The organism is Shimia marina, assembly GCF_001458175.1.
GTDB classification, from domain to species: Bacteria; Pseudomonadota; Alphaproteobacteria; order Rhodobacterales; family Rhodobacteraceae; genus Shimia; species Shimia marina.
Genome location: NZ_CYPW01000024.1, coordinates 54508 through 77411, shown reverse-complemented (window position 1 = coordinate 77411; position 22904 = coordinate 54508). Strand labels below are relative to the sequence as shown.

The window sequence follows — 22904 nt, the reverse complement described above, 5'->3', positions numbered from 1 at the left end:
CATGCCCGATTTCCCCCAACAGGATCACGCCCTGTTTGATCACCCGATTTTCGAAGATCCAGATGCACGGGCGCTGTCGCGTGTCGGCGTGGTGGATGTGGGCTCCAACTCCGTACGCCTTGTGGTGTTTGATGGCGCCGCCCGCAGCCCGGCCTATTTCTATAATGAAAAAATCATGTGTGCGCTTGGCGCGGGCATTGCCGAGACCGGCACGCTCAGCCCAAAGGGCCGCGAGCGTGCCTTCGCCGCCATTGCCCGCTTTGCGCAGATTGCCCGCACCATGCAGGTCAATGAGCTGACCGCCGTGGCCACCGCCGCCGTGCGCGAAGCCTCCGATGGCCCGGAATTCTGCGCGCAGGTGCAGCAAGAGACCGACGTCACCATCCACGTGATTGACGGTGCCGAAGAGGCCCGCCTCTCTGCACAGGGCGTGCTCACCGGCTGGCCCGGCGCCTATGGCCTGATTTGTGACATCGGCGGCGCCTCCATGGAACTTGCCGAAATCAACGACGGTCAAGTGGGCCGCAGGGTGACCTCCCCTCTGGGGCCGCTCAAATTGCGCGATGTCAAAGGCGGCAAAAAAGGCCGCCGCGCCTTCATCAATGAAACGCTGGATCAGCTCTATGCCCAGATGGGCAACCAGAGAAACCGCCTGTTTCTGGTTGGCGGCAGCTGGCGCGCCATTGCCCGCATCGACATGGAGCGCCAGAACTACCCGCTCAAAGTGCTGCATGAATACCGCATGACCGCCACCTCCGTGCGCGACACCGCCCGCTATATTCAGGAACAGGATCCCGATGAGCTGCGCGCCCGCTGCGGCGTTTCAGGCTCGCGTATGGCACTGGTGCCTCTGGCCATTGAGGTTCTCAAAGGCGTGCTGCGCCGCTTCAAACCCCATGACATCGCCATCAGCTCGTATGGCATCCGCGAAGGCGTGCTTTATGAACAGATGTCAGACCGCATCCGCGAGCGCGACCCGCTGATTGAGGCCTGCCGCTTTATGGAGGCCAAAGACGCCCGCATTCCGGGCTTTGGCAAGGCGCTCTACAAGTTCATCTTCCCAATCTTCAAATCCGCCCGCCCGGAGAAACTGCGCCTGATCAAGGCCGCCTGCCTGTTGCATGATGTGAGCTGGCGCGCCCATCCAGACTACCGCGCCGAAACCGTGTTTGACAGCACCACCCGCGCCAATCTGGGTGGTCTCAAACACAGCGAGCGCCTGTTTCTGGGCCTGTCCCTGCTGCACCGCTACCGCAATAAGGCCGAGGGCACCCGCTTTGAGGAACTCGCCGCCTTGCTGAGCGACAAAGACCGCCATCATGCCGAGGTCATCGGCAAGGCCATGCGCTTTGGCGCCATGCTCTGGCAGGAAGACAGCGACAACATGGGCACGCTCCGCTATCACCCCAAAAAGGCTGAGCTGCACCTGAAACTGCCCACCTCCACCGGTGCGCTTTACGGGGAAGTGGCCGAAGCCCGCTTCAACGCCCTTGCAACCGCGCTGAACGCAACCCCCTCTGTGCGCGTCAAAGACTGACGCTCCAAAGGTTAAGCGCCGCTCACAGCTCCACGCCGGGGGTGTCGCTGTCCGTATGGCTGTCTTGCGGCCCCTGCTGTGGTGCCTCAGGGGCGCGCTCCTCCGGCTTTTTGCGGATGATAATATCCCCATTGGGCAAAATCTCAGGTGCCTGATACTGGCTCCAGTCGTCCACTTTGGACATCACCGCCCCAAGTTTCGGGCCCATCTCTGCCATAAAGCTCTGCAACTCCGGGCCGATCTCCAACATCAGCCCCTGCAACCCTTCCAGGGTCGGTGCCATTTCCTCCTGTAAACCCTCAAAGAACAGGCGCATGCCCTCCTCCATAAGGCTGCGCCCCTCCGCACTCTCCTGTGCAGTGGCCACCGTCACCGGCATTGCAACTGCCGCCACCAGAGCCAGAATCCTCAAATGTCGCATCGGGGCACCTCCCGCATCCTCATACATCAAATATCAATATCCAGAACCACCGGAAAATGATCTGACGCCGTCAACAACGCCTGCCTCAGATCCGCCTGCTGCCAACATGCCTGATCCTCAAACGGATGCCAAATGCGCCAGCGTGGATTTGCCAACCGCAGCCCGTCAGAAACCATCACATAATCCAGCAACGCGTTCAGATACCGCCCCTCATTCTCGATATGAAACCGCGCGGTGGTGGGCTGGGCCGCAAGTTTGTGGCGCAACGCCGCTTCCGCATGGGGGTCATACATGCGCGCCCCCCCATTGGTGCCCATCAGAATTTCCACAGAAGAGCGCCCAAACAGATCTTCAAACGCATCCAGCCCCGGACCGTCATTGAGATCACCGAGCAGCATGACATCCTCACCCGCCGCCAGCGCCACCTCAATGCGCCGCCGCAGCCAGATCGCCTGCGCCAGTTGCTTGCGCCGGTTGGCAATGGAAATCCGCATCACATCATCCCGGCTGCGCGCGCCATGTGGTGCCTTGGATTTCAGATGCGCGCCAATCATGCGCAGCCTGCGCCCCGCCTCTGTTTGTACGGACAGCTCCAGCGGTGGCTTGGAAAACACCACATGATCTTCCTTGGCATCCACATCCAGATCAATCCGCAGCACACCATCAAACCTCGGCGCGCCCGTGGCCCCGTCCGGGCCAGAAGGCTCCCCACCGGGGTCATGCACAACGGTCAGCCGCGCCGGGTCATACAGCAGGGCAATCTCCTGCTGCGTGCTGTTGGCAAAGCCTATCAGAGCACGGTTTGCGCGCAGGCCAAAGCGGCGGGCAAAATGCTCAAGCGCCAGAACCGTATCGCGCCTGCGTCCCTGATCTGGGGCCTCGACCACCATGATGGCATCCGCATCGAGCGCGCCAAACACATGGCCCAGCGCCGCGCTCTGCTGCGCCCGGCTCACCCCCTTGCGACCAGAAGGCCCCGTATCTTCCAAAAGCACGTTGTCATCATCAAACAGGCTGGAAAACCACTCCACGTTATAAGTGGCAATCCGCATGGCTCAGGCCGCCTCGTTGATCTGTTCCCAGGCGCGGTTGATATCGATCATGCGCTTTTCGGCCAGTTTCACCGCCTCTTCCGGCACCCCGCGCGCAATCATGCTGTCAGGGTGTGTCTCTCGCACCAAAGCCCGCCAGGCTTTGCGTATCTCGTCAATTGGCGTGTCAGGCTCCACGCCCAACACCCGGTAAGGATCCGGCTCCGCATCCGCCACGAACCGCGCCCGCATGGCTTTGAAACACAGCTCATGCATGCCAAGGATTTCCGCCACACGGGTCAGAAACGCATCTTCGTTGGGATGATACTCCCCATCCGCCACCGCGATGTGAAACAACCCTTCCATAAGGTCATCAGGCCGCCCATGCACCGCGCCAAACATCCCGGCAATCCGGCTGGCATATTCCTCAAATCCGGCCACATCCTGACGCGCCATATTGAAGACTTTGGCGGCATTGGCCTCATCGCGCGGCGCAATCTGAAACACCTCCCGAAAGGCCGTCACCTCATCGCGTGTTACCAGACCATCCGCCTTGGCCATCTTCGCACCCAGCGCAATCACCGCAATGGTGAAAGCCACAGAGCGTTCCGGCGGCGCGCGCAGATGATCAAAAACAGTGGAGAGCGACTCTCCCTGACTGAGGGCAGAGAGCGCTTGAGATATACGGGACCAGATCGACATGGGCTCACATTACCGTCTCGCGCCAGAATGACCAGTGCTGCGTCACAGCATTTTTTGCAACAAGATGAGATCCATCCAGCGATCAAACTTGCGCCCCACCTGCGCCAAGCGCCCAACCTGCTGAAAACCAAGCGCTTTGTGAAAGGCAACCCCTGCGGCGTTTTCACTCCCCACCGCGGCCACCATCACATGATGTCCCTGCACCCGCGCCACCGTCTCCAGCCGCGCCATCAGCCGACGCCCCAGCCCGCATCCCCGCGCGCCCTTCGTCAGGTACACCGTATGCTCCACCGTGGCGCTATATCCGGGCCCACCGCGAAACGCCCCATAGGTGCCAAACCCAAGCACAGCCGCGCCCTGCGCTGCCACCAGAAACACTTCCGCGCCCTTTATGGCGCGCACCACATCTTGCGGCGTTTTTTCCACTGTCGTGAAGGTGCTCACACCGCTGCGAATCTCTGCATTCCAAATGGCGGCAATGGCCTCGGCATCATCGGGCGTGGCCACCCTCACATCCATCACAGCACCCGCACGCCATGGGGCGTGTCAAAACTGGCCCTCAGGGCTGGCGCGCCAGTGACAAATTCCACGCGGGCATCGCCCAGCCCCACAGCCGCGCGCAGATGGTCCGCCTCCGGATGGGCCACCTCCAGACGCGTCAATGTCACCCCAGAGGGTGCAAGAAGCTCTGCCGGCGTAACCGCCACATCCCACTGCATCAGCGCCGGAAAACAATTGTCAAAGGGCAGCACCCCACTCTCAGGCACCGCCATGCGCCACTTCAGATCTCCCCGCGTCAGCGCGACAGGCCGTCCAGCCTCCACATCCAGCCGGGCCAAATCCGCCTCCAGATCATCACTGCGACAAATCCAATTGCCAAGGCGCGGCGCGCCAGACAATCGATCCAGATCAAACCACCGTCGATAGGGCAAAACCTCCGCCGCTGGATTGACCGCAATGGCTTCCAGATAGAGCCCGTCTGAAAGGCCAATCAACTGGTTATGCGTGCCAAAATGCGCATGTTCCCCACCGGGGCCCATCGCCACACCCAGCGCCGCCTCGACATGCGCCACCGCCTCTGCCAGCGTTTCGCCAGCTACGGCCAAATGATCCAGTTGCAACATTGCGCTCTCCTGTTTTTTGGCAGCAAACCGCAAAGCCTTCAGCGGCGCAACGCAAAAGGGACGCCTGCGCGCCCCTTCCTCTTGATCGAAATACCCTCGGGGGTCTGGGGGCAGACAGCCCCCAGCCTTACCACAAGATGCCTCAGCTGCGTGCTTCGCGGATCAGTTGCAGAATATTCTGCGCCGCTTCTGGAATATTGGTGCCCGGACCAAAGATCGCCTTCACACCTGCCTCTTTGAGGAAGTCGTAATCCTGTTGCGGGATCACCCCACCGCAGATCACGATGATGTCTTCCGCGTCCTTCTCCTTGAGCGCCTCAATCAGCTGCGGTGCCAGCGTCTTGTGTCCCGCTGCCTGAGACGAGATACCGACGACATGCACATCGTTGTCCACCGCATCCTGCGCCGCCTCGGCAGGGGTCTGGAACAGCGGGCCAACGTCCACATCAAAACCAATGTCGGCAAAGGCGGTTGCGATCACTTTGGCGCCACGATCATGGCCATCCTGTCCCATCTTCACCACCAGAAGACGCGGGCGACGGCCCTCCTCTTCGGCGAAGTCTTCGATGGATTTCTGGATCGCGGCAAAGCCTTCGTCGCCTTCATAGGCTGCGCCGTAAACGCCTGCGAGGGTCTTCACTTCGGCGCGGTGACGGCCGAATTCCTTCTCCATTGCCATGCTGATTTCCCCAACCGTTGCGCGGGCGCGGGCAGCTTCAACCGCCAGTGCCAGCAGGTTGCCGCCTTCTTTGGCGCCTGTGGTCAGTGCCTCCAATGCGGCTGTGCAGGCCGCCTCATCCCGTGTTTCGCGGATCTGCTTCAGACGGGCAATCTGGCTTTCGCGTACAGCCACATTGTCCACATCCAAAATGTCGATTGGGTCTTCTTCGGCAAGGCGGTGCTTGTTCACACCCACAATCACCTCTTCACCGCGGTCGATCATCGCCTGACGTTTGGCCGCCGATTCCTCGATCCGCAGTTTCGGCATGCCAGAGGCCACAGCCTTGGTCATGCCCCCCATCTCCTCAACCTCCTGGATCAGCGCCCAGGCTTTTTCGATCAGCTCTTCGGTCAGGCTTTCAACGTAGTAAGAACCTGCCAGCGGGTCGACCACATTGGTCACACCAGTTTCTTCCTGCAGGATGATCTGGGTGTTCCGGGCGATACGAGCCGAAAATTCGGTCGGCAGCGCGATCGCTTCATCCAGTGCGTTGGTGTGCAACGACTGCGTGCCGCCCAGCACCGCTGACATCGCCTCATACGCGGTGCGGATCACGTTGTTATAGGGATCTTGTTCCTGCAAAGACACACCAGAGGTCTGACAGTGGGTGCGCAGCATTTTGGAGCGCTCGGATTTTGCCCCGAACTCTTCCATGACACGGAACCACAGCGTCCGCGCTGCACGCAGTTTTGCTGCCTCCATGAAGAAGTTCATGCCGATGGCGAAGAAGAACGACAGACGACCGGCAAATTTGTCCACGTCCATACCGGCGTTGATCGCCGCACGCACATATTCACGTCCATCCGCGATGGTATAGGCCAGCTCCTGCACGAGGTTCGCGCCCGCTTCCTGCATGTGGTAGCCGGAGATCGAGATCGAGTTGAACTTCGGCATCTCATTCGACGTGTATTCGATGATGTCCGAAATGATCCGCATGCTCGGCTCTGGCGGATAGATATAGGTGTTGCGCACCATGAACTCTTTCAGAATGTCATTCTGAATAGTGCCAGCCAGCAGCGCCTTGTCATGGCCCTGCTCCTCACCCGCAACGATGAAACTCGCAAGGATCGGGATCACCGCGCCGTTCATGGTCATTGAGACAGAAACCTTGTCCAGCGGAATACCATCAAACAGGATTTTCATATCCTCAACGCTGTCGATCGCAACACCGGCCTTGCCCACGTCGCCCACAACACGTTCGTGGTCACTGTCATAGCCACGGTGTGTCGCCAGATCGAAGGCCACCGAAACACCCTGCTGACCGGCAGCAAGGTTCTTGCGATAAAAGGCGTTGGATTCTTCCGCAGTGGAGAAGCCGGCATATTGACGAATGGTCCAGGGACGCCCGGCATACATGGTCGCCTTCACCCCCCGTGTGAACGGTGCAAACCCCGGAATGGTGCCCACATGCGGCAGATCCTGCGTGTCTTCCGCCGTATAGAGAGGCTTGACCTTGATCCCTTCCAGCGTGTCCCAGTTCAGATCGTCCAGCGGCTTTCCACGAAGTTCTTTCTCCGCCAATTCGGCCCATTTCTTGGTATCCGTCATCGATGTCATCCTCATGTATTGCTAAGCGCCGAACCGATTGGCCATGCCAGCCTGTTCTGGCGCGCTGTCTTCTATCAGATACGCCAAACCATCTGCCCCGGCACGCAGCCAAGCCAGATCCTCAACGTAAATCTCTCTTAAAATGTCGACCTGCAAGCCCCCAAAGGGGTGCCAGCGGTCCATACCCTGCGGCAAAACATCCGTGGTTTCGCCGCGGTCGCAGAGCACATCGCGCAATTCCGGCAGTTTCGGAACCTGCGCAAGCCCGCTCAAGCGGAAGTTGGTCGGCGGAGCAAAGCGCCCCCCCACCGCATAGCCCAAAATGGACTGCGGCCGGTGCCCCAAGCGTTCAAAAGGCACCACCAGCACTTCGGCCTCCGGCGCGGCACAGGCCACATCCATCACCACCTTGCGCCAACTGCGCGGCTGGGTGACCAGACGGTCCAATGTGGCCTCACAAGGCACGGTCGCGCCCTTTTGCAGCCCATGCGCCAAGGCACCGCCCCAATAGTCTTCCAGCGCCCGAATGCCCAGAATGACGCGTTTCACACGCCCGCCAAAGGCATGCACCATACGCGCCACGCGCTCCCCCGCCGCCGGGTAGAGCCGCTCACTGACCAGATTGTTCTCCATGCTGCCCAGCATCACCGGATCCAGCACCAGAAGCTCCTTGGCCCGCTCCCGCTCCAGCAAAGCACAGCGCAATTGCACCCGCCCTGCCCCACGCGCACGGCGCCGATCAACACCATCCAGACCTGATTTCAGGGTAAGCCCGTCAAACAGGCCTTTGCGGGTGATCTCTGATGTCCAGACCGCCGTCCCACGCGACCGCAGAAACTTGCGATTGCGGTTGAGATAGCTTGCGAGAGTGGAAACCCCAGACAGATGGCTTCCGACATGTAGGATGACGTCCATGGCTGCGCGCACCTTTCGTAAGGCCAAACCCGCAGGGGCGGCCGGATATGCAGAGGCCGCCATCATGTCTTAACACCCATGGAGATGCTGTTAACCGACGTTAAAATTTGACCCACTTTGCCAAAGGGGATCGTATTGTCTGACAAGGGGCTTATATTGGCCATAACAGGAGAGATGATGAAACACCGCTTACCCCTTGTTCTGACAGCCTTTCTCGCCGCTTCAGGCAGCATCGCGCAGACCGTCGAAACCGCCCCCGATACAGGGGCAAACCCGGCCTCTGAGACCGCCGCAGCAGCACCGGAAAATACGTCCGAATTAATACAATCTGGTCTCAATGTTGACGTAGATGAATATCTCTGGCGCAACCGGCTTGTGCTTGTGTTTGCCGACACAGAGCGCGATCCGCGCTTTGTGCAACAGATGGATCTGATCGAAGCCTTCCCCGATGCGCTGCGCACACGCGATGTGGTGGTGCTCACCGACACCGATCCCGCCGCCAAATCCGCCATGCGCAAAAAGCTACGCCCACGTGGCTTCATGCTGGCGCTGATGGGCAAAGACGGCGTCGTGTACCTGCGCAAACCGGCCCCATATTCGGTGCGCGAAATCTCCGCCAGCATCGACAAAAACCCACTGCGCCAACAGGAAATCCGCGACCGACGCCAGCCCTGAGCGTTGAGGCCATCGCCATCAAACGCACCACAGACCCGCAGCCCCCTCCCGGATGGGGCTGACAGTACAGCGTGGGTCATATGGGTCAGTGAGGCGCGCATTGTTTCTTTCTTAAAACTGTTCCGCCACAGCACGTGGCGCAGACCCGGCGCGTACGCCGGGTCTGGTCGTGATCAGAGGATCACTCAAATTCCATGATCACATCGTCCACGGCGAGGCTATCGCCCGCGGCTGCGTTGATCTTGGTCACAACAGTGGTCTTCTCGGCGCGCAGGATGTTTTCCATCTTCATGGCTTCCACCGTGCAGAGCGCCTGACCTTCCTGCACCTCATCCCCAACTTCCACGTCGACCTTTACGATCAGACCCGGCATTGGGCAGAGCAGCATCTTGGAGGTATCTGGCGGCAGCTTCTCTGGCATCAGCTTGGCAAGCTCGGCCTGACGCGGTGTGCGCACATGCACCTTCAGATCCGCGCCACGGGTGCGCAGACGGAAGCCACCGGAGATTTTGCCAACCTTCAGCACCAGACGACCATCCACATCGACCTCTGCCAGCTGGTCACCCGGCGTCCAGTCAGAGGCCACACGCAGCTTGCTGCCATCCTCAAACTTGACGGTAGAGCCATCCTTATCGGCCTTCACCTTCACGGCAAATTCCTGCCCCTGCAGGGTCACAACCCATTTCTTGCCCACACGGCGCTCGTGGTTGTCCATGCGGCCCGACACACGGGTGCGACGGATCTCCGCCACGCGGTACATCGCTGCCGCAGCAGCCGCCACGCGCTTGAGTTGCGCCTCTGGCAGCTCCGCGCCTTCAAAGCCCTCTGGATACTGTTCTTCGATAAAGGCAGTGGTCATATCGCCTTTGATGAAGATCGGGTGATCCATCACCGCCGACAGGAACGGCAGGTTATGGCCGATGCCTTCCACCTCGAAGCTGTCCAGCGCCACACGCATCGCCTCAATCGCCGCGTCACGGGTCGGCGCCCATGTGCAGAGCTTGGCAATCATAGGATCATAATACATGCTGATCTCGCCGCCTTCATAGACGCCGGTATCATTGCGCACCACTTCATCCCCAGCATCGCCGGGTTGCACACCGGGGGTATAGGCTTTGGTTTCCGCTGGTGGGCGGTAACGGGTCAAACGGCCAATGGACGGCAGGAAGTTGCGATAAGGATCTTCCGCATAGAGACGGTTCTCAATCGCCCAGCCCTGCAGCTTCACATCGTCCTGCGTGATGCTCAGCGGCTCACCATTGGCGACGCGGATCATCTGCTCCACAAGGTCCACTCCGGTGATCAGCTCGGTCACAGGGTGTTCCACCTGCAAACGGGTGTTCATCTCAAGGAAGTAGAAGTTCTTCTCGCCATCCACGATGAACTCCACGGTCCCGGCAGAGGCATAGCCCACCGCCTTCGCCAGCGCGACAGATTGCTCACCCATCGCCTTACGGGTGGCTTCATCAAGGAACGGGCTTGGTGCCTCTTCCACAACTTTCTGGTTCCGGCGCTGGATCGAGCATTCACGCTCGCCCAGATACACACCGTTGCCATGCGCATCACAGAGCACCTGAATTTCAATGTGACGCGGCTGGGTCACGAATTTCTCGATGAAGATACGGTCGTCACCAAAGCTGTTGGCCGCTTCGTTCTTGGACGATTGGAAACCCTCACGTGCTTCTTCATCGTTCCACGCAATCCGCATGCCTTTACCACCGCCGCCGGCGGAGGCTTTGATCATCACCGGATAGCCGATCTCGTTGGAGATCTTCACGGCCTCATCCGCATCCTCAATCAGGCCCATATAGCCCGGCACGGTGGACACATTGGCGTCCTGTGCAATCTTTTTGGAGGTGATCTTGTCCCCCATGGCTTCGATGGCGCCTTTAGGCGGGCCGATGAAGGCCACGCCAGCCGCTTCCAGCGCCTCGGCAAATTTCGCGTTTTCAGACAGGAAACCATAGCCCGGATGCACCGCCTGCGCGCCGGTCTTCTTGATGGCCTCCATGACTTTGTCGATCACGATGTAGGATTGGTTCGCTGGGGGCGGGCCAATATGCACCGCTTCATCCGCCATTTGCACATGCAGCGCCTGCTTGTCGGCGTCAGAGTAAATCGCAACCGTCTTGATGCCCATCTTGCGGGCAGATTTGATCACGCGACAGGCAATCTCGCCCCGGTTGGCAATCAGGATCTTATCGAACATCGTCTCGTCCTTCTGGTCTTGTCAGGCCGCTTTCGCGGTCTGGTTTGGCAATAAAAAAGCCACCCGTCCGCACGTGCGGAGGGATGGCTTCGTTTTCGGGTCTGGACGCGCTGCGGCCAGAGGGGTCAGATCACAACGCAAGCCCGCATGCAGAGGGCGCGCCGCGACAGGATTAGCATTTGTCGGAGAACTCTTTGCAGTAGACCACATTGGCCGCGCTGCCGACAACGGCGCCCGCTGCGAGGTTACCGCCAACGACTGCGGCCGTTGCGGTGCCCGCACCTGCACCGATGAGCGCTTGCTCACCAAAGGTGTCGCCGCAGGCGGCGAGAGTTGAGAGAGCAAAAAGTCCGATGAGTGTTGCTTTGATACGCATGTGCCTGTTTCCGATGATGACGCGGATCTCTTGTCCGCTGTTGCTACCGCGCATTCCGTACCACAGACCTCAGCCACAACAAAACGGGACTTCAGGAAAAAATCGGACGGTTCCATAGGGACACACAGGAACCGCCCGTCAGGGGAAGGGTAACGGAATACACTGTTACGGGGGCCGCGAGGTAAAAAGCACAGCCCCATAAATTTGATACTGCCATCAAAACGCTGAATCCAAAGCGGCATTTGCCACGCGGTGCCACCATAGGCCGCATTTTGCCCAATCCGTTCCACCCAAGGCAACTTCCCGCCGACGGCACGCAGACCAATCTGCGCCGCATGGTGCTCACAGGCCGTCACAAACCCGCGAAAATTAGGAACCAATTGGTACACAAGTTCAGTTTCAAGACCCTGATGATCACTTTGGTCAAACAGATACGTGGCGTGGAATTCCAACATCTTACCCAAGGTAAGTCCCGCGCGAGACCCCCGCTTCACATCCCAATCACAAAGCAGGGCGTTTTGGCTCACGCGCCCTCTCGGTGACGTCATTTCGTCAATGCGCAAACCCGTGAAACCCATGTGGTGTAGCACGTCACGGAAAGGACCCGCCAAATGAGTATAACCAGACATCACCTCTTGACTGTCGCCACTTTGGCCATAGCTGCCACAGGCACTCTGGCGCAGGCACAGGATCAAGGGGCGCAGGCCGAGCTGGACGCTCTGCGCGCCCGCGTAGAAGCTCTTGAGGCCGGCAGCGAACCGCGCAGCACAGGCAGCGGCGACTTTAATGTCGGGGGCACCAGCGTCGACATCTACGGCTACCTGAAGTCCGACTTCTTCTATGAAAATGACTTCCGCCAGGGCGACTCTGCCTCCGTCAGCGCCATTGGCGAACCCACCAATGCCACCGATGGCAGCTTTGGCGCCACCGCACGCCAGTCGCGACTGGGCTTCCGCACCAGCACCGAAACCGGCATCGGCACGGTCTCCGGTCGCCTCGAACTGGACCTGTTTGGCTCCAACGGCACCGCAGAACTGCGCCTGCGCCACGCCAGCGTTCAAATTGGCGATCACTGGTTGATTGGTCAGGACTGGACCAACTTCATGCCTATTGGACAGTTCCCCACCACAGTGGAATTCACCGGCCCGGTCGGCATCTCCTTCGCCCGCGTCCCGCAGATCAGATACACCCACAGCTGGGATAACCTGACCTTCAGCGCCTCGATCGAAGAAAACAACGCCGCGTCCAATGACCCGACCTTCACCTCGGCCCTGTCTTATGACACCGATCTCTTCACAGCGCGCGTCGCGGCCCTCACCGGCAGTGTCCTTGTGGGCAACACTGACATCGACCAGAGCGGCTTCACCCTCTCCGGTGCCGTACGTCCGTGGGAAGGCGGCTTGTTTCAGGCCACCTATGTGGACGGCGAAGCGCTCGGCTCCATCCTGAACGGGGGTGGCAGCGCAGCTGTTGGTGGGCGCGCCAATGATGTCACCGGCTACACGCTGGAGTTCCGTCAGGACATTGGAGACCGCTGGAACGTGGGCATTGCCTACGGACGGGAGGAATACGACCTCGCCACCAGCACTGGTGCCCTGTCCTTCACCGAGTTGGAGTCGCTCCACCTCAACGCGTTCTACAAAGTCACCGACAATCTGACACTCAGCGCAGAATACTTCATCGGGGAGCGTGATGATGTGAACACCGGACAGACGTTTGACGCCGACCGCATTCAACTGGCGGTTCAACTGAATTTCTGATGCCGGGCGCAGGTCATAGCGCAACACACCAAAGCCATGGCCCTGCCCGCAGTTCTCTGCGGGTGGGGCCACGCCCATGGGGGTCGCCATGTGATATGCGCCCGTGTGCATCATCAGAAATCCTCGAACGCATCCGGGAAGGACGCCCGCGCCACCGCTTCATCAATCACCAGAAGCGCGTCATAGCTTTCAGGATCAAAATCCTCTTCCGCTGCGATCACTTCGCGCCCAAAAAGCCAGCTCAGCCGCCCGGCATCCAGATTGCCACGCTCAAAAGGCTGATCTTCAAAATGCTCCCACAGGGCCTGCATAAAGGCGATATCCGCCCGACGATCCGCTGGCTTGCGATCCTTGAACCGCTCACGGCGCGTGATCGCGGTCACCCCACGGGGGTTGGCACGACGAATGGTGAATTGAAAATCTGTGCCCGGAAGACGTCCGGGGAAGCCACGGTGCTTTAGCATGCCACGCCTCCTTCGTTGGTTTGGAGGGGCGCTGCGCCGTGTGAAATGCGAACAGGCCGCAAAGCCTGCCCGCCGGTCTTAGAACCAGTGAGGCAAAGCGCCTTACTTGTATTTGCCGGTGTAGGTTGGCTCAGAAGAGATCGGCTCTGGGTCGACCACAACGTATTCTTCAACTGGGGCGCTTTGACCGCATGCGGCAACCACGGCCACCAGGCCAACCGCGAGGAATGTCTTGATGCTCTTGGACATCTGTTTCTCCACTCATTGTTTTGACGTGAAGCAGGGCGCGTTGACCCTGCCTGCCTCTGTGCCACGGAACTGTGACATGGGCGCAGGATAGGGGTTTGTTCTGCAAAAAGATACAGATACAGGCCCAAGTTGACCTGATGTGACTGCAAAGTCGCATTGCGCTCTGCGGGTGCGCATGCGGAGACAACATCTAGTGGTGTCATCAGAAACCCTCCCAGATGCAGGTGCCATCTTGCACGCTGAATGCTTCAAAATATTGCTTGGCGAGATGTGTTGTCACGCCAAAGTCTGTTTCTCTGTCCGCCATGGATATGATCACCTGATCGACTGTTTCTTCAGAAACAGCCAAATAAGGCACTGCGACGCCGATGCACAGGTGAAAGAAGTCTTCCTCAATCTCGGCAAAGTCGATCCCCTGACGCATGAGGGGCATGACATAGCGGAACCGCGCCACACGGGTGCCATCGGCACGGGTTTCAAAAAGCTTTTCCTGAAGATGGATCTCGTTGCCCGAGGGCACGGCCGGGGTCTCCTCCAAAACCCCAGCCGTGGCCGCGCCCGAAAGGGCCCCTCCTAACGCGGCGGAAACTGCAACGTGAGTCGCAGGCTTGCACAGATTTTTTGTAAAAGCTCCAAAAATTGTGCACTCAGCAGGAGTTTTTTGATCAAACCGCGCATTTTCAGGCTGCATCATCATGCCACAACCTTTCTGTGTTGCGCATGACGGCACCAGCGTGCCCGCCGATCTGAACAGCTCAGAAGCTCAGAAATCACCGTTTCCACATGGGCTTGGGCCAGCTTCCCATCCACCGCGCCTCCGGCGCGCAGATGCAATAGCCCGCCAGATCGGCGCACTTCGACAATCGGCGCAAAGCCACGCAGATCCTGCAAGGCCCGCCACATGTCCTGGCGCACCTGCTGGGCTGTCCGCAACAGGCCACCGTCCGGCAGCGTGGTCTCCGCCACCACATCCCAACGCACCGGCAACCGCCGCGTCATGATAAGCGCATTGCCCTCACGCAAGATATGCCACCGGCTGCGGCTCATCCGGGCAACGCCGCGCCAGATACGATCACAATCGCAGCGGCATATGACCCCAAGCTCTCAGCATAGGAAATCGTCAGTGTTTGGCCTTGGAGGAGTTGGGTCATGACCGCACCAACTGGATAATGAGCGCGAAAAAAGATGAACCATAGCCAATAAAAAGCGCTACCCCCGGCAGCACACTTAGCCATGCAGGAGAACGAGATATGTCCATCTCCCCGCGTTCCCCTCTAGCAAGAGCACTCAAAACGAGCGCACGGTATCGGTGCAAGGTTACAAGGCGATACATGCTATAAACCAACGTCAAGAAGAGGCCGCTAGCTCCAATCGCCAAGGCAACGAGAGTCTCCAGTTCCAACCCATCCACATTCAACGATGTGAAAAGGAAAACTGACAAGAAGGGAGCACCAGCAAAAACAATCGCAAACTTATTGTTCTCGATGGAGGCCGCAATGTACTTCTCGGTCTCGTAGCTTATGGGATAGGAGCTAGACGGCATTTTTTTACAGCGGAATGTTGTCGTGCTTCTTCCACGGGTTTTCGAGCTTCTTGTTGCGCAATGACGCAAAAGCCCGGCTCACACGGCGGCGTGTGCTCTGCGGCATGATCACCTCGTCGATAAAGCCCCGCTCTGCCGCCACAAATGGCGTTGCAAACCGGTCTTCATAATCTTTGGTGTGTGCCGCAATTTTCTCCGCATCGCCCAGATCCGCACGGTGAATGATCTCGGTTGCGCCTTTCGCGCCCATCACCGCAATCTCCGCCGTGGGCCAAGCGTAGTTGAAATCACCGCGCAGGTGTTTGGACGCCATCACGTCATAGGCCCCACCATAGGCTTTGCGGGTGATCACGGTCACCTTTGGAACAGTGGCTTCCCCATAGGCAAACAGCAGCTTCGCACCGTGTTTGATCACGCCACCATATTCTTGTGAGGTGCCCGGCAGGAAGCCCGGAACATCCACAAGCGTCAGGATCGGAATTTCAAAACAATCACAGAAGCGCACGAACCGTGCCGCCTTGCGAGAGCTGTCGATATCCAGACAGCCCGCCAGCACCATCGGCTGGTTGGCCACAACACCCACAGTCTGCCCTTCCAGACGGATGAAACCGGTGATGATGTTCTTGGCGTAATCTTCCTGAATTTCGTAGAAATCGCCTTCGTCTGCCACCTTGGTGATCAGCTCTTTCATGTCATAAGGCGTGTTCGGGTTTTCAGGGATCAGCGTGTCGAGGCTTTTCTCAATCCGGCCCGGCTCATCAAAGAACGGGCGCACCGGCGGCTTTTCGCGGTTGTTGAGCGGCAGGAAGTCCACCAGACGGCGCACTTCGGCCAGCGCCTCCACGTCGTTTTCAAACGCCCCATCCGCCACAGAAGACTTCTTGGTGTGCGTAGACGCCCCGCCCAGTTCCTCGGCGGTGACAACCTCATTGGTCACGGTCTTCACAACATCCGGGCCGGTGACAAACATATAAGAGCTGTCTTTCACCATAAAGATGAAGTCGGTCATTGCGGGCGAGTAGACCGCACCACCGGCACATGGCCCCATAATCACAGAGATCTGCGGCACCACACCGGACGCCATGATGTTGCGCTGGAACACTTCGGCATAACCCGCCAGAGAGTCCACACCCTCCTGAATACGTGCGCCGCCGGAGTCATTCAGACCAATGATGGGCGCGCCGTTCTGGATCGCCATGTCCTGAATTTTGCAGATCTTCTGGGCGTGGGTCTCAGACAGAGAGCCGCCAAACACGGTAAAGTCCTGAGAGAACACATAAACAACACGACCATTGATCGTGCCCCAGCCCGTGATCACACCATCACCTGCGGGTTTTTCCTGCTCCATGCCGAATTCGGTGCAGCGGTGTGTTTTGAACATGTCAAACTCTTCAAAGCTGCCTTCATCCAGCAACAGCTCGATCCGCTCACGCGCCGTCAGCTTGCCCTTGGCGTGCTGACTGTCAATGCGGCGCTGACCACCCCCCAAACGGGCAATCTCGCGGCGTTCTTCCAACTGTTCCAAAATGTCTTTCATGGCGGTTCCCCGTGATCTCTCTATGATCTCTCGTTGATCTCTTCCCCCACCCAAGGCGCAAATGCCCCCGAATTAGGCGGATTTTAAATGATCATAGGGGCCAGACCGACTCGGCAAAAGACTTATTAAGCAAATTTGCAAATCGAACAGAATAAAGGGGCTGCGAATTGCAAATTAGCAAATACTTCACAGTTTAATCTTGTCGATGGACATTCCGCCCGCCGCCTCCTACCTCTTACGCCATGAGCTCACAAACATCGCCACGGGGTCAGTTTCTGGACCGCCGGTCGCCACCAAATATCTTCACATTGATCCTGCTGGCAGGGGTCTCTGCGTTGTGCATGAATATTTTCCTGCCCAGCCTGCCCTCCATGACGGCCTACTTTGACACAGACTATGGCGTCATGCAGCTGTCCATCGCAGTCTATCTCGCTGTGAATGCGGTGCTTCAGATCGTCGTTGGCCCAATCTCTGACAAATTTGGCCGCCGCCCGGTCATTCTGAGCGGAATGGCGATTTTCCTATTGGCAACGCTTGGCTGCATCTACGCGCCCAATGCCGCCATCTTTCTGACCTTCCGCATGCTACAGGCCGCCGTGGTCGTCGCCATGGTGCTGTCACGCGCCGTGGTGCGCGATATGGTGCCCACAGATCAGGCCGCCTCCATGATCGGCTATGTCACCATGGGCATGACCGTGGTGCCCATGATCGGCCCGGCGCTTGGCGGCTTGCTGGATGCGACCTTTGGCTGGCAGGCCAGCTTCTGGATGCTCTTTTTACTGGGGCTCGCCATCTTCTGGATCACCTACCGCGATCTGGGCGAAACAAAAACCTCATCCGGCCTCACACTGCCGCAACAGTTTCGGGAATACCCCGAACTCCTGACCTCCCCGCGCTTCTGGGGCTACTCCCTGGCCAATGGCTTCACCTCCGGAGCCTTCTTTGCCTACCTCGGCGGTGCCCCCTTTGTGGCCACCGAATTTTTCGGCATGAGCGCAACCAAAATGGGCGTCTACTTTGGCGCCCCAGCCTTGGGGTATTTTATCGGCAACTTCCTGTCGGGCCGCTATTCCGCGCGCTTTGGCGTAAACCGCATGGTCTTCACCGGCTGCGCCATCTGCGGATTGGGTATTGCCGCGTCGCTCTCGATCTTTGCGGCAGGCCTTGGCTCCGCTGAAATCTTTTTTGGTTTCATGACATTTGTGGGCATCGGCAATGGCCTCGCCATCCCCAATGCCACCGCCGGCGCCCTGTCCGTGCGCCCTCATCTCGCTGGCACAGCTGCGGGACTCTCTGGTGCCATCATGATTGGCGGCGGTGCCGCCCTCTCCGCACTGGCGGGCGCATTGCTCACCACCGAAACCGGGGCCTTCCCCCTGCTCTGGCTGATGCTGGCCACCTCCGTTTTGGGGGTCACGGCCATTGCCATGGTGATCCGCCGCGAGAAGATGCTGGGCCTGTAACGCACCGGCCCGCATTCTTGCTCTGGCCTCCAGCAGTTTGCAAAGCTATCTTTGCAGCTATGCAACCGAGAGGACAGCCATGCCCACGCAGAAACTCTACGCAGGCGCCAAGCTGCGCGAAATCCGCACGCGGCTGACACTGACGCAAAAAGACTTTGCCCAGAAGCTCGGGGTCTCCCTGCCCTATCTGAACCAGATGGAGAACAACAACCGCCCGGTCTCCACCACGGTTGTGCTCGCCTTGGCACAGGAATTTGGCCTTGATGTCACAGAGCTTAGCACCGGCGACAGCGAGCGTCTGGTCTCTGACATGCGCGAAGCCCTTGCCGATCCGGTCTTGGCAGACACCTCCGCGCCGCTCGCGGATCTGCGGCTCACCGCCTCCAATGCCCCGGCACTGGCACGTGCCTTTCTGGAGCTCCACCGCGCCTATCGCCAGACCCATGAACGGCTCGCCTCGCTGGACGAAGCGCTGGGGCGTCAGGACGTTCAGATGCAGGCCAGCCCCTGGGATGAGGTGCGCGACTTCTTCCACTATTGTGACAACTACATTGACGCGGTCGATCATGCGGCCGAGCGCTTTGCCCAGCAGGCCATCGACCACGGCGGCATCCGCGCCGCCGCCGTCGCCAGCCTGCATGACACGGGCATTGCCGTGGCCTTCACCGACATCGAGCAACTCCGCATCTTTGATGCCGAAACCCAGCGCCTTCAGATCTCGCGCTATGCACAGCCCGAAACCCAGACCTTTCAGCTCCTCCTGCAGGTTGCTCTACTGCAACATGGCAAACTCCTGGAAGCCACACTGGATTTCGCCCGCTTTCAATCTGATGCCGCGCGCGCCATCGCAAAAATTGGCCTCGCCAATTATTTCGCAGGCGCCGCGCTCATGCCTTACATGACCTTTCTGGAAGCGGCGCGGGAAACCCGTCATGATCTGGAGCTGCTCTCCAATCGCTTTGGGGCCTCCATCGAACAGGTCGCCCACCGCCTCTCCACCCTGCAACGCCCCGGCAACAAAGGGATCCCCTTCTTCTTTGTGCGCGTCGATCAGGCTGGCACCATCACCAAACGTCACTCTGCCACCCGCCTGCAATTTGCCCGCTTTGGCGGGGCCTGCCCGCTTTGGAACGTGCACCGCGCCTTTGAAACGCCGGGCCGCTTCCTGCGCCAACTGGCCGAAACCCCGGACGGTGTCCGCTATATTTCTCTCGCGCGAGATGTGTCCAAATCAGGCGGCCATTTCGGCGCCCCTGTGCGCCGCTATGCGATCGCTCTGGGCTGCGAAATCCGCCATGCTGACGCTCTGGTATATGCCGACCATATGGAGCTGGACAATCCACAGGCCTTTGAACCCATCGGCATCTCCTGCCGCATCTGCGAGCGCACCCATTGCCACCAACGCTCCGTACCGCCACTGGAACGCCGCCTGACCATCAACGAAAACACCCGTGACGTGCTGCCCTATGATGTTGGCTAGGCTCACACCCGCTCCGCTTTGCGTGAGGTTTTTTGCAACAGATAAGCCCCCCTGCGCGCGATGTGAGCCCATCTGACGGGCGCACGAGAAATTAAATTCAATTAAAACAAAAGCTTAAAATCATAACGCCTGTCTGTCCTTTTTTATTCACTGACAGGGCCACACGATGTCTTTTGTCCTTGTGAAATGACATCGCTCGGCCCGCGTGGTGGGTTGCGAACAACATTAAACGCAACCTACCACATAAGGCCATCCCTCATGAAACACACCCTCCTCAGCGCCACACTCATCGCCTCCGCCGCCCTCGCCGCCCCTGCCTTTGCCGAAGACTGGTACGTGCAGGGCTTCCTTGGGTATTCCTATGCCGATGACGCCACATTCGCAGGCAACATCGGCGGCAACCCGAATACTGTTGCCACCGACTTTGACGAAGACCTGAACCTCGGCATCTCCGTTGGGCGCGGTTTTGGCAGCATCGGCAACGGTGCCTCCCTGCGCGGTGAGATCGAACTCTCCTACCGCTCCAACGACATCGACGCCGTGGACTTCTCCGGCAATGGCGCAGGGGCAGAAGCCAACCCGGGTGGCGACATCAGTTCGACCTTCCTGATGGCCAATGCCATCGTGGATTTTGAAACCAACAGCAAATTCACCCCCTATGTGGGCGGCGGTATCGGCGTGGGCTTTATTGATCAAAACGTGGTCTATGGTGCCAACAACAACGTCACCATCCGTGGCGATGACGAAGCCTTCACCGCACAGCTGATCGCGGGCACCTCTTATGCGCTCAACGACACCACGTCGCTCTTTGGGGATGTGCGCTACGCCCGCAGCTTTGACGTCACCGGCACCCGCACCGCGCCCAATGGCACCACGGCCAGTGTCTCTGACGACATCTCCAACACATCTGTGAATTTTGGGGTGCGCTTCAAGTTTTAAGACATCCGGGTCTCTGACCGGGTCTTTCCCTCGGTGTTTTCAGGCCTGAGCGCCCCGCCTGCCTGAAAATGCAACTTCACGCCGCCAAGTGTCCCCTTGGCGGCGTGTTTTTCGCGTGCCCTAAGCCTTAATTGGCTTTCAGATAGGCGTAGATCTCATCTTTGAGAACGCCACGCCGCTTGCGCAGATCCACTTCCGCCAGCTCCTCACGCGGGGCCACATTGGTCTCCGCATTGTGCACCTTGCGGTTCAGTTCGTGATACTCTGCCGCCATCTTGGCAAAATGCGCATCGCTGACTTTCAGCTCGCTCATTTTCTCAACGAATTCAGGGAATTCTTCGGACAGCTCATGCGGGGTATGGGACATGTGTTCGCTCCTTTTGTCTTGCTTGAACACACCCTATCCCGCTCTGTTTTGCCGCCACTTTGACTCCGATCAAATCCGCCGAATAAAAGACGCATCACCGCTGCGCATTTTCCCACTCCGGATGAAACCACGGAGCCGCGTTCGATGACGGCAGGCGACGGCCCAGAATATGATCTGAGGCCTTTTCCCCGGTCATGATCGACGGCCCATTGAGGTTGCCATTGGTGATGCGCGGGAAGATCGAACTGTCCGCCACCCGCAAGCCCTCAACACCAATCACCCGACATTCACTGTCCACAACCGCCATCGGGTCATCCGCGCGCCCCATCTTACAGGTGCCACAGGGGTGATAGGCGCTCTCTGCATGTTCGCGAATGAAGCTGTCGATCTCCGCATCGCTTTGCAAATCCGCGCCCGGTTGGATCTCATGTTTGACATAAGGCGCAAAGGCCTCCTGCGCAAAGATCTCACGTGTCAGGCGGATACAGGCGCGGAAATCTTCCCAGTCCTGCTCAGTGGACATGTAGTTGAAGAAGATATTTGGGGCCGCTTTCGGATCTTTGGAGGCCAGCGTGATCGCCCCCCGTGAGGGCGAGCGCATCGGCCCCACATGCGCCTGAAATCCATGCCCTTCGGCCGCTGCCTGCCCATCATAACGCACGGCAATCGGCAGGAAGTGATACTGGATATCCGGATAAGAAATGCCCGGACGAGAACGAATGAACGCCGCGCTTTCAAACTGGTTGGAGGCCCCAAGCCCTTTCTTGGTGAAGAGCCACTGTGCCCCAATCATACCTTTGCCAAAGAGGTTCCAGTATTTGTACAGCGTGATCGGCTGTTTGCTGGCCACCTGCATATAGACCTCAAGGTGATCCTGCAGGTTCTGGCCCACACCTTTGCGATCTGCGACCACCTCAATGCCATGTTCCGCCAGATGCGCCGCAGGCCCAATGCCTGAGAGCATGAGCAGCTTGGGCGAATTGAGCGAGCTTGCCGCCAGAATGACCTCGCTGTTGGCGCGGATCACCTCCACCTTGCCACCGCGTTCGATCTCCACACCCACCGCACGGCCGTTTTCCAGCACCACCTTGCGGGCCAGCCCTTTGATCAGGGTACAGTTGGGACGTTTGAGCGCGGGCTTGAGATAGGCATTTGCCGCAGACCAGCGACGGCCTTTGTAGACCGTCATCTCCATCGGGCCAAAGCCCTCCTGCTGCTCGCCGTTGTAATCATCGGTCACAGGGTAACCAGCCTGACGTCCGGCCTCCACAAAGGCCGCATGCAGCGGATTGTTACGCGGGCCGCGGCTGATGTGCAGCGGGCCACCATTCCCACGCCAATCCGGGTCTCCCCCCTGCCCACTTTCGTGCCAGGTCTCCATCCGCTTGAAATAGGGCAGCACATCCGCATAAGACCAGCCATCCGCGCCACTTTCGGCCCAATGGTCATAATCCCCCGCATGGCCGCGCACATAGACCATGCCGTTGATGGAGCTGGAGCCGCCGATCACCTTGCCGCGCGGACACACCAGACGCCGCCCGCCCAGATGCGGCTCCGGCTGAGATTTATAGCCCCAATCATACAGGCGCATATTCATCGGATAGCTCAGCGCCGCAGGCATCTGAATGAGCGGGCCGGCATCCGTGCCGCCATGCTCAATCACCAAAACCGACTTCCCGGCCTCACTCAACCGATAGGCCATCGCGCAGCCGGCCGAACCGGCGCCCACAATCACATAATCTGCCTGCATGATCTTCTTTCTCTGACAGAGCCGCCAGCACCCAACCCCAACGCGCTTTGGCGGTGCGGTGTGGGTGGGCGGGAGCGCCGCAAAAGCGCGTTG

22 protein-coding genes are annotated in these 22904 nt (G+C 59.1%); 6 read left to right on the top strand and 16 right to left on the bottom strand.

Annotated features, from left to right (window positions below):
* The first annotated feature begins 1 nt into the window (after position 1).
* Positions 2 to 1537 (top strand): Ppx/GppA family phosphatase, encoded by a 1536-nt coding sequence (locus SHM7688_RS11155; RefSeq protein ID WP_058240022.1) that lies wholly within the window; start codon positions 2 to 4, stop codon positions 1535 to 1537.
* A 22-nt stretch (positions 1538 to 1559) separates the two neighbouring features.
* Here SHM7688_RS11155 and SHM7688_RS11150 read toward each other — a convergent pair whose 3' ends face one another.
* The 7 genes from SHM7688_RS11150 to SHM7688_RS11120 form a co-directional block, all read right to left on the bottom strand.
* Positions 1560 to 1958: a hypothetical protein gene (locus SHM7688_RS11150; RefSeq protein WP_058240235.1), complete on the bottom strand. Its 399-nt coding sequence runs from the start codon at positions 1956 to 1958 to the stop codon at positions 1560 to 1562.
* 26 nt (positions 1959 to 1984) lie between these two features.
* Positions 1985 to 3010, bottom strand: a complete 1026-nt coding sequence (locus tag SHM7688_RS11145; protein ID WP_058240021.1) for an endonuclease/exonuclease/phosphatase family protein — start codon at positions 3008 to 3010, stop codon at positions 1985 to 1987.
* 3 nt (positions 3011 to 3013) lie between these two features.
* The gene (locus tag SHM7688_RS11140) at positions 3014 to 3691 is read right to left on the bottom strand and encodes a TerB family tellurite resistance protein (RefSeq protein WP_058240020.1); all 678 of its coding nucleotides are present in this window, start codon (positions 3689 to 3691) and stop codon (positions 3014 to 3016) included.
* Between the two features lie 42 nt (positions 3692 to 3733).
* Positions 3734 to 4198 carry a GNAT family N-acetyltransferase gene (locus SHM7688_RS11135; protein WP_306341266.1) on the bottom strand — a complete coding sequence of 155 codons (465 nt, stop codon included), beginning with the start codon at positions 4196 to 4198 and terminating at the stop codon, positions 3734 to 3736.
* A gap of 11 nt (positions 4199 to 4209) precedes the next feature.
* Positions 4210 to 4815, bottom strand: coding sequence for a VOC family protein (locus tag SHM7688_RS11130; RefSeq protein ID WP_058240234.1), 606 nt, complete (start codon positions 4813 to 4815; stop codon positions 4210 to 4212).
* 142 nt (positions 4816 to 4957) lie between these two features.
* A complete protein-coding gene (gene scpA / locus SHM7688_RS11125) occupies positions 4958 to 7084 on the bottom strand; it encodes a methylmalonyl-CoA mutase (protein ID WP_370733344.1) in 2127 nt (708 codons plus the stop codon).
* 21 nt (positions 7085 to 7105) lie between these two features.
* Entirely contained in the window at positions 7106 to 7999 is an 894-nt protein-coding gene (locus tag SHM7688_RS11120; RefSeq protein ID WP_144432566.1) for a hypothetical protein, read from the bottom strand.
* Between the two features lie 177 nt (positions 8000 to 8176).
* Between SHM7688_RS11120 and SHM7688_RS11115 the strand changes: the two genes are divergently transcribed.
* Positions 8177 to 8674 carry a DUF4174 domain-containing protein gene (locus SHM7688_RS11115; RefSeq protein ID WP_083499025.1) on the top strand — a complete coding sequence of 166 codons (498 nt, stop codon included), beginning with the start codon at positions 8177 to 8179 and terminating at the stop codon, positions 8672 to 8674.
* Positions 8675 to 8855: 181 nt separating this feature from the next.
* Here the strand turns inward: SHM7688_RS11115 and SHM7688_RS11110 are convergent, their stop codons facing one another.
* Both SHM7688_RS11110 and SHM7688_RS11105 read right to left on the bottom strand, forming a co-directional pair.
* Positions 8856 to 10883, bottom strand: a complete 2028-nt coding sequence (locus SHM7688_RS11110) for an acetyl-CoA carboxylase biotin carboxylase subunit (protein ID WP_058240016.1) — start codon at positions 10881 to 10883, stop codon at positions 8856 to 8858.
* 172 nt (positions 10884 to 11055) lie between these two features.
* On the bottom strand, positions 11056 to 11259 hold the full coding sequence (locus tag SHM7688_RS11105; RefSeq protein ID WP_058240015.1) for a hypothetical protein: 204 nt from the start codon (positions 11257 to 11259) through the stop codon (positions 11056 to 11058).
* A gap of 611 nt (positions 11260 to 11870) precedes the next feature.
* Between SHM7688_RS11105 and SHM7688_RS11095 the strand changes: the two genes are divergently transcribed.
* Entirely contained in the window at positions 11871 to 13019 is a 1149-nt protein-coding gene (locus SHM7688_RS11095; protein ID WP_058240013.1) for a DcaP family trimeric outer membrane transporter, read from the top strand.
* A gap of 113 nt (positions 13020 to 13132) precedes the next feature.
* On the opposite strand, the gene SHM7688_RS11090 is transcribed toward SHM7688_RS11095, so the two are convergent.
* The 5 genes from SHM7688_RS11090 to SHM7688_RS11070 form a co-directional block, all read right to left on the bottom strand.
* Positions 13133 to 13483, bottom strand: a complete 351-nt coding sequence (locus SHM7688_RS11090; RefSeq protein ID WP_058240012.1) for a hypothetical protein — start codon at positions 13481 to 13483, stop codon at positions 13133 to 13135.
* A gap of 102 nt (positions 13484 to 13585) precedes the next feature.
* Positions 13586 to 13732, bottom strand: a complete 147-nt coding sequence (locus SHM7688_RS19870) for a hypothetical protein (RefSeq protein WP_188128106.1) — start codon at positions 13730 to 13732, stop codon at positions 13586 to 13588.
* A 202-nt stretch (positions 13733 to 13934) separates the two neighbouring features.
* Entirely contained in the window at positions 13935 to 14423 is a 489-nt protein-coding gene (locus tag SHM7688_RS19620) for a DUF6497 family protein (RefSeq protein ID WP_223229210.1), read from the bottom strand.
* Between the two features lie 2 nt (positions 14424 to 14425).
* Positions 14426 to 14779 (bottom strand): hypothetical protein, encoded by a 354-nt coding sequence (locus SHM7688_RS11080; protein WP_058240010.1) that lies wholly within the window; start codon positions 14777 to 14779, stop codon positions 14426 to 14428.
* Positions 14780 to 15279: 500 nt separating this feature from the next.
* Entirely contained in the window at positions 15280 to 16812 is a 1533-nt protein-coding gene (locus SHM7688_RS11070; RefSeq protein ID WP_058240008.1) for an acyl-CoA carboxylase subunit beta, read from the bottom strand.
* 242 nt (positions 16813 to 17054) lie between these two features.
* Between SHM7688_RS11070 and SHM7688_RS11065 the strand changes: the two genes are divergently transcribed.
* From SHM7688_RS11065 to SHM7688_RS11055, 3 genes are all read left to right on the top strand, one after another.
* The gene (locus SHM7688_RS11065) at positions 17055 to 18275 is read left to right on the top strand and encodes a multidrug effflux MFS transporter (RefSeq protein ID WP_058240007.1); all 1221 of its coding nucleotides are present in this window, start codon (positions 17055 to 17057) and stop codon (positions 18273 to 18275) included.
* A 79-nt stretch (positions 18276 to 18354) separates the two neighbouring features.
* Complete coding sequence (locus tag SHM7688_RS11060) at positions 18355 to 19755, top strand: helix-turn-helix domain-containing protein (RefSeq protein ID WP_058240006.1); 1401 nt, start codon at positions 18355 to 18357, stop codon at positions 19753 to 19755.
* A 258-nt stretch (positions 19756 to 20013) separates the two neighbouring features.
* The gene (locus SHM7688_RS11055) at positions 20014 to 20694 is read left to right on the top strand and encodes an outer membrane protein (protein WP_058240005.1); all 681 of its coding nucleotides are present in this window, start codon (positions 20014 to 20016) and stop codon (positions 20692 to 20694) included.
* Positions 20695 to 20821: 127 nt separating this feature from the next.
* Here the strand turns inward: SHM7688_RS11055 and SHM7688_RS11050 are convergent, their stop codons facing one another.
* Both SHM7688_RS11050 and betA read right to left on the bottom strand, forming a co-directional pair.
* Positions 20822 to 21061 carry an HP1242/YdcH family protein gene (locus tag SHM7688_RS11050; protein ID WP_058240004.1) on the bottom strand — a complete coding sequence of 80 codons (240 nt, stop codon included), beginning with the start codon at positions 21059 to 21061 and terminating at the stop codon, positions 20822 to 20824.
* A 94-nt stretch (positions 21062 to 21155) separates the two neighbouring features.
* Positions 21156 to 22811 (bottom strand): choline dehydrogenase, encoded by a 1656-nt coding sequence (gene betA, locus SHM7688_RS11045; RefSeq protein WP_058240003.1) that lies wholly within the window; start codon positions 22809 to 22811, stop codon positions 21156 to 21158.
* Between the last annotated feature and the right edge of the window lie 93 nt (positions 22812 to 22904).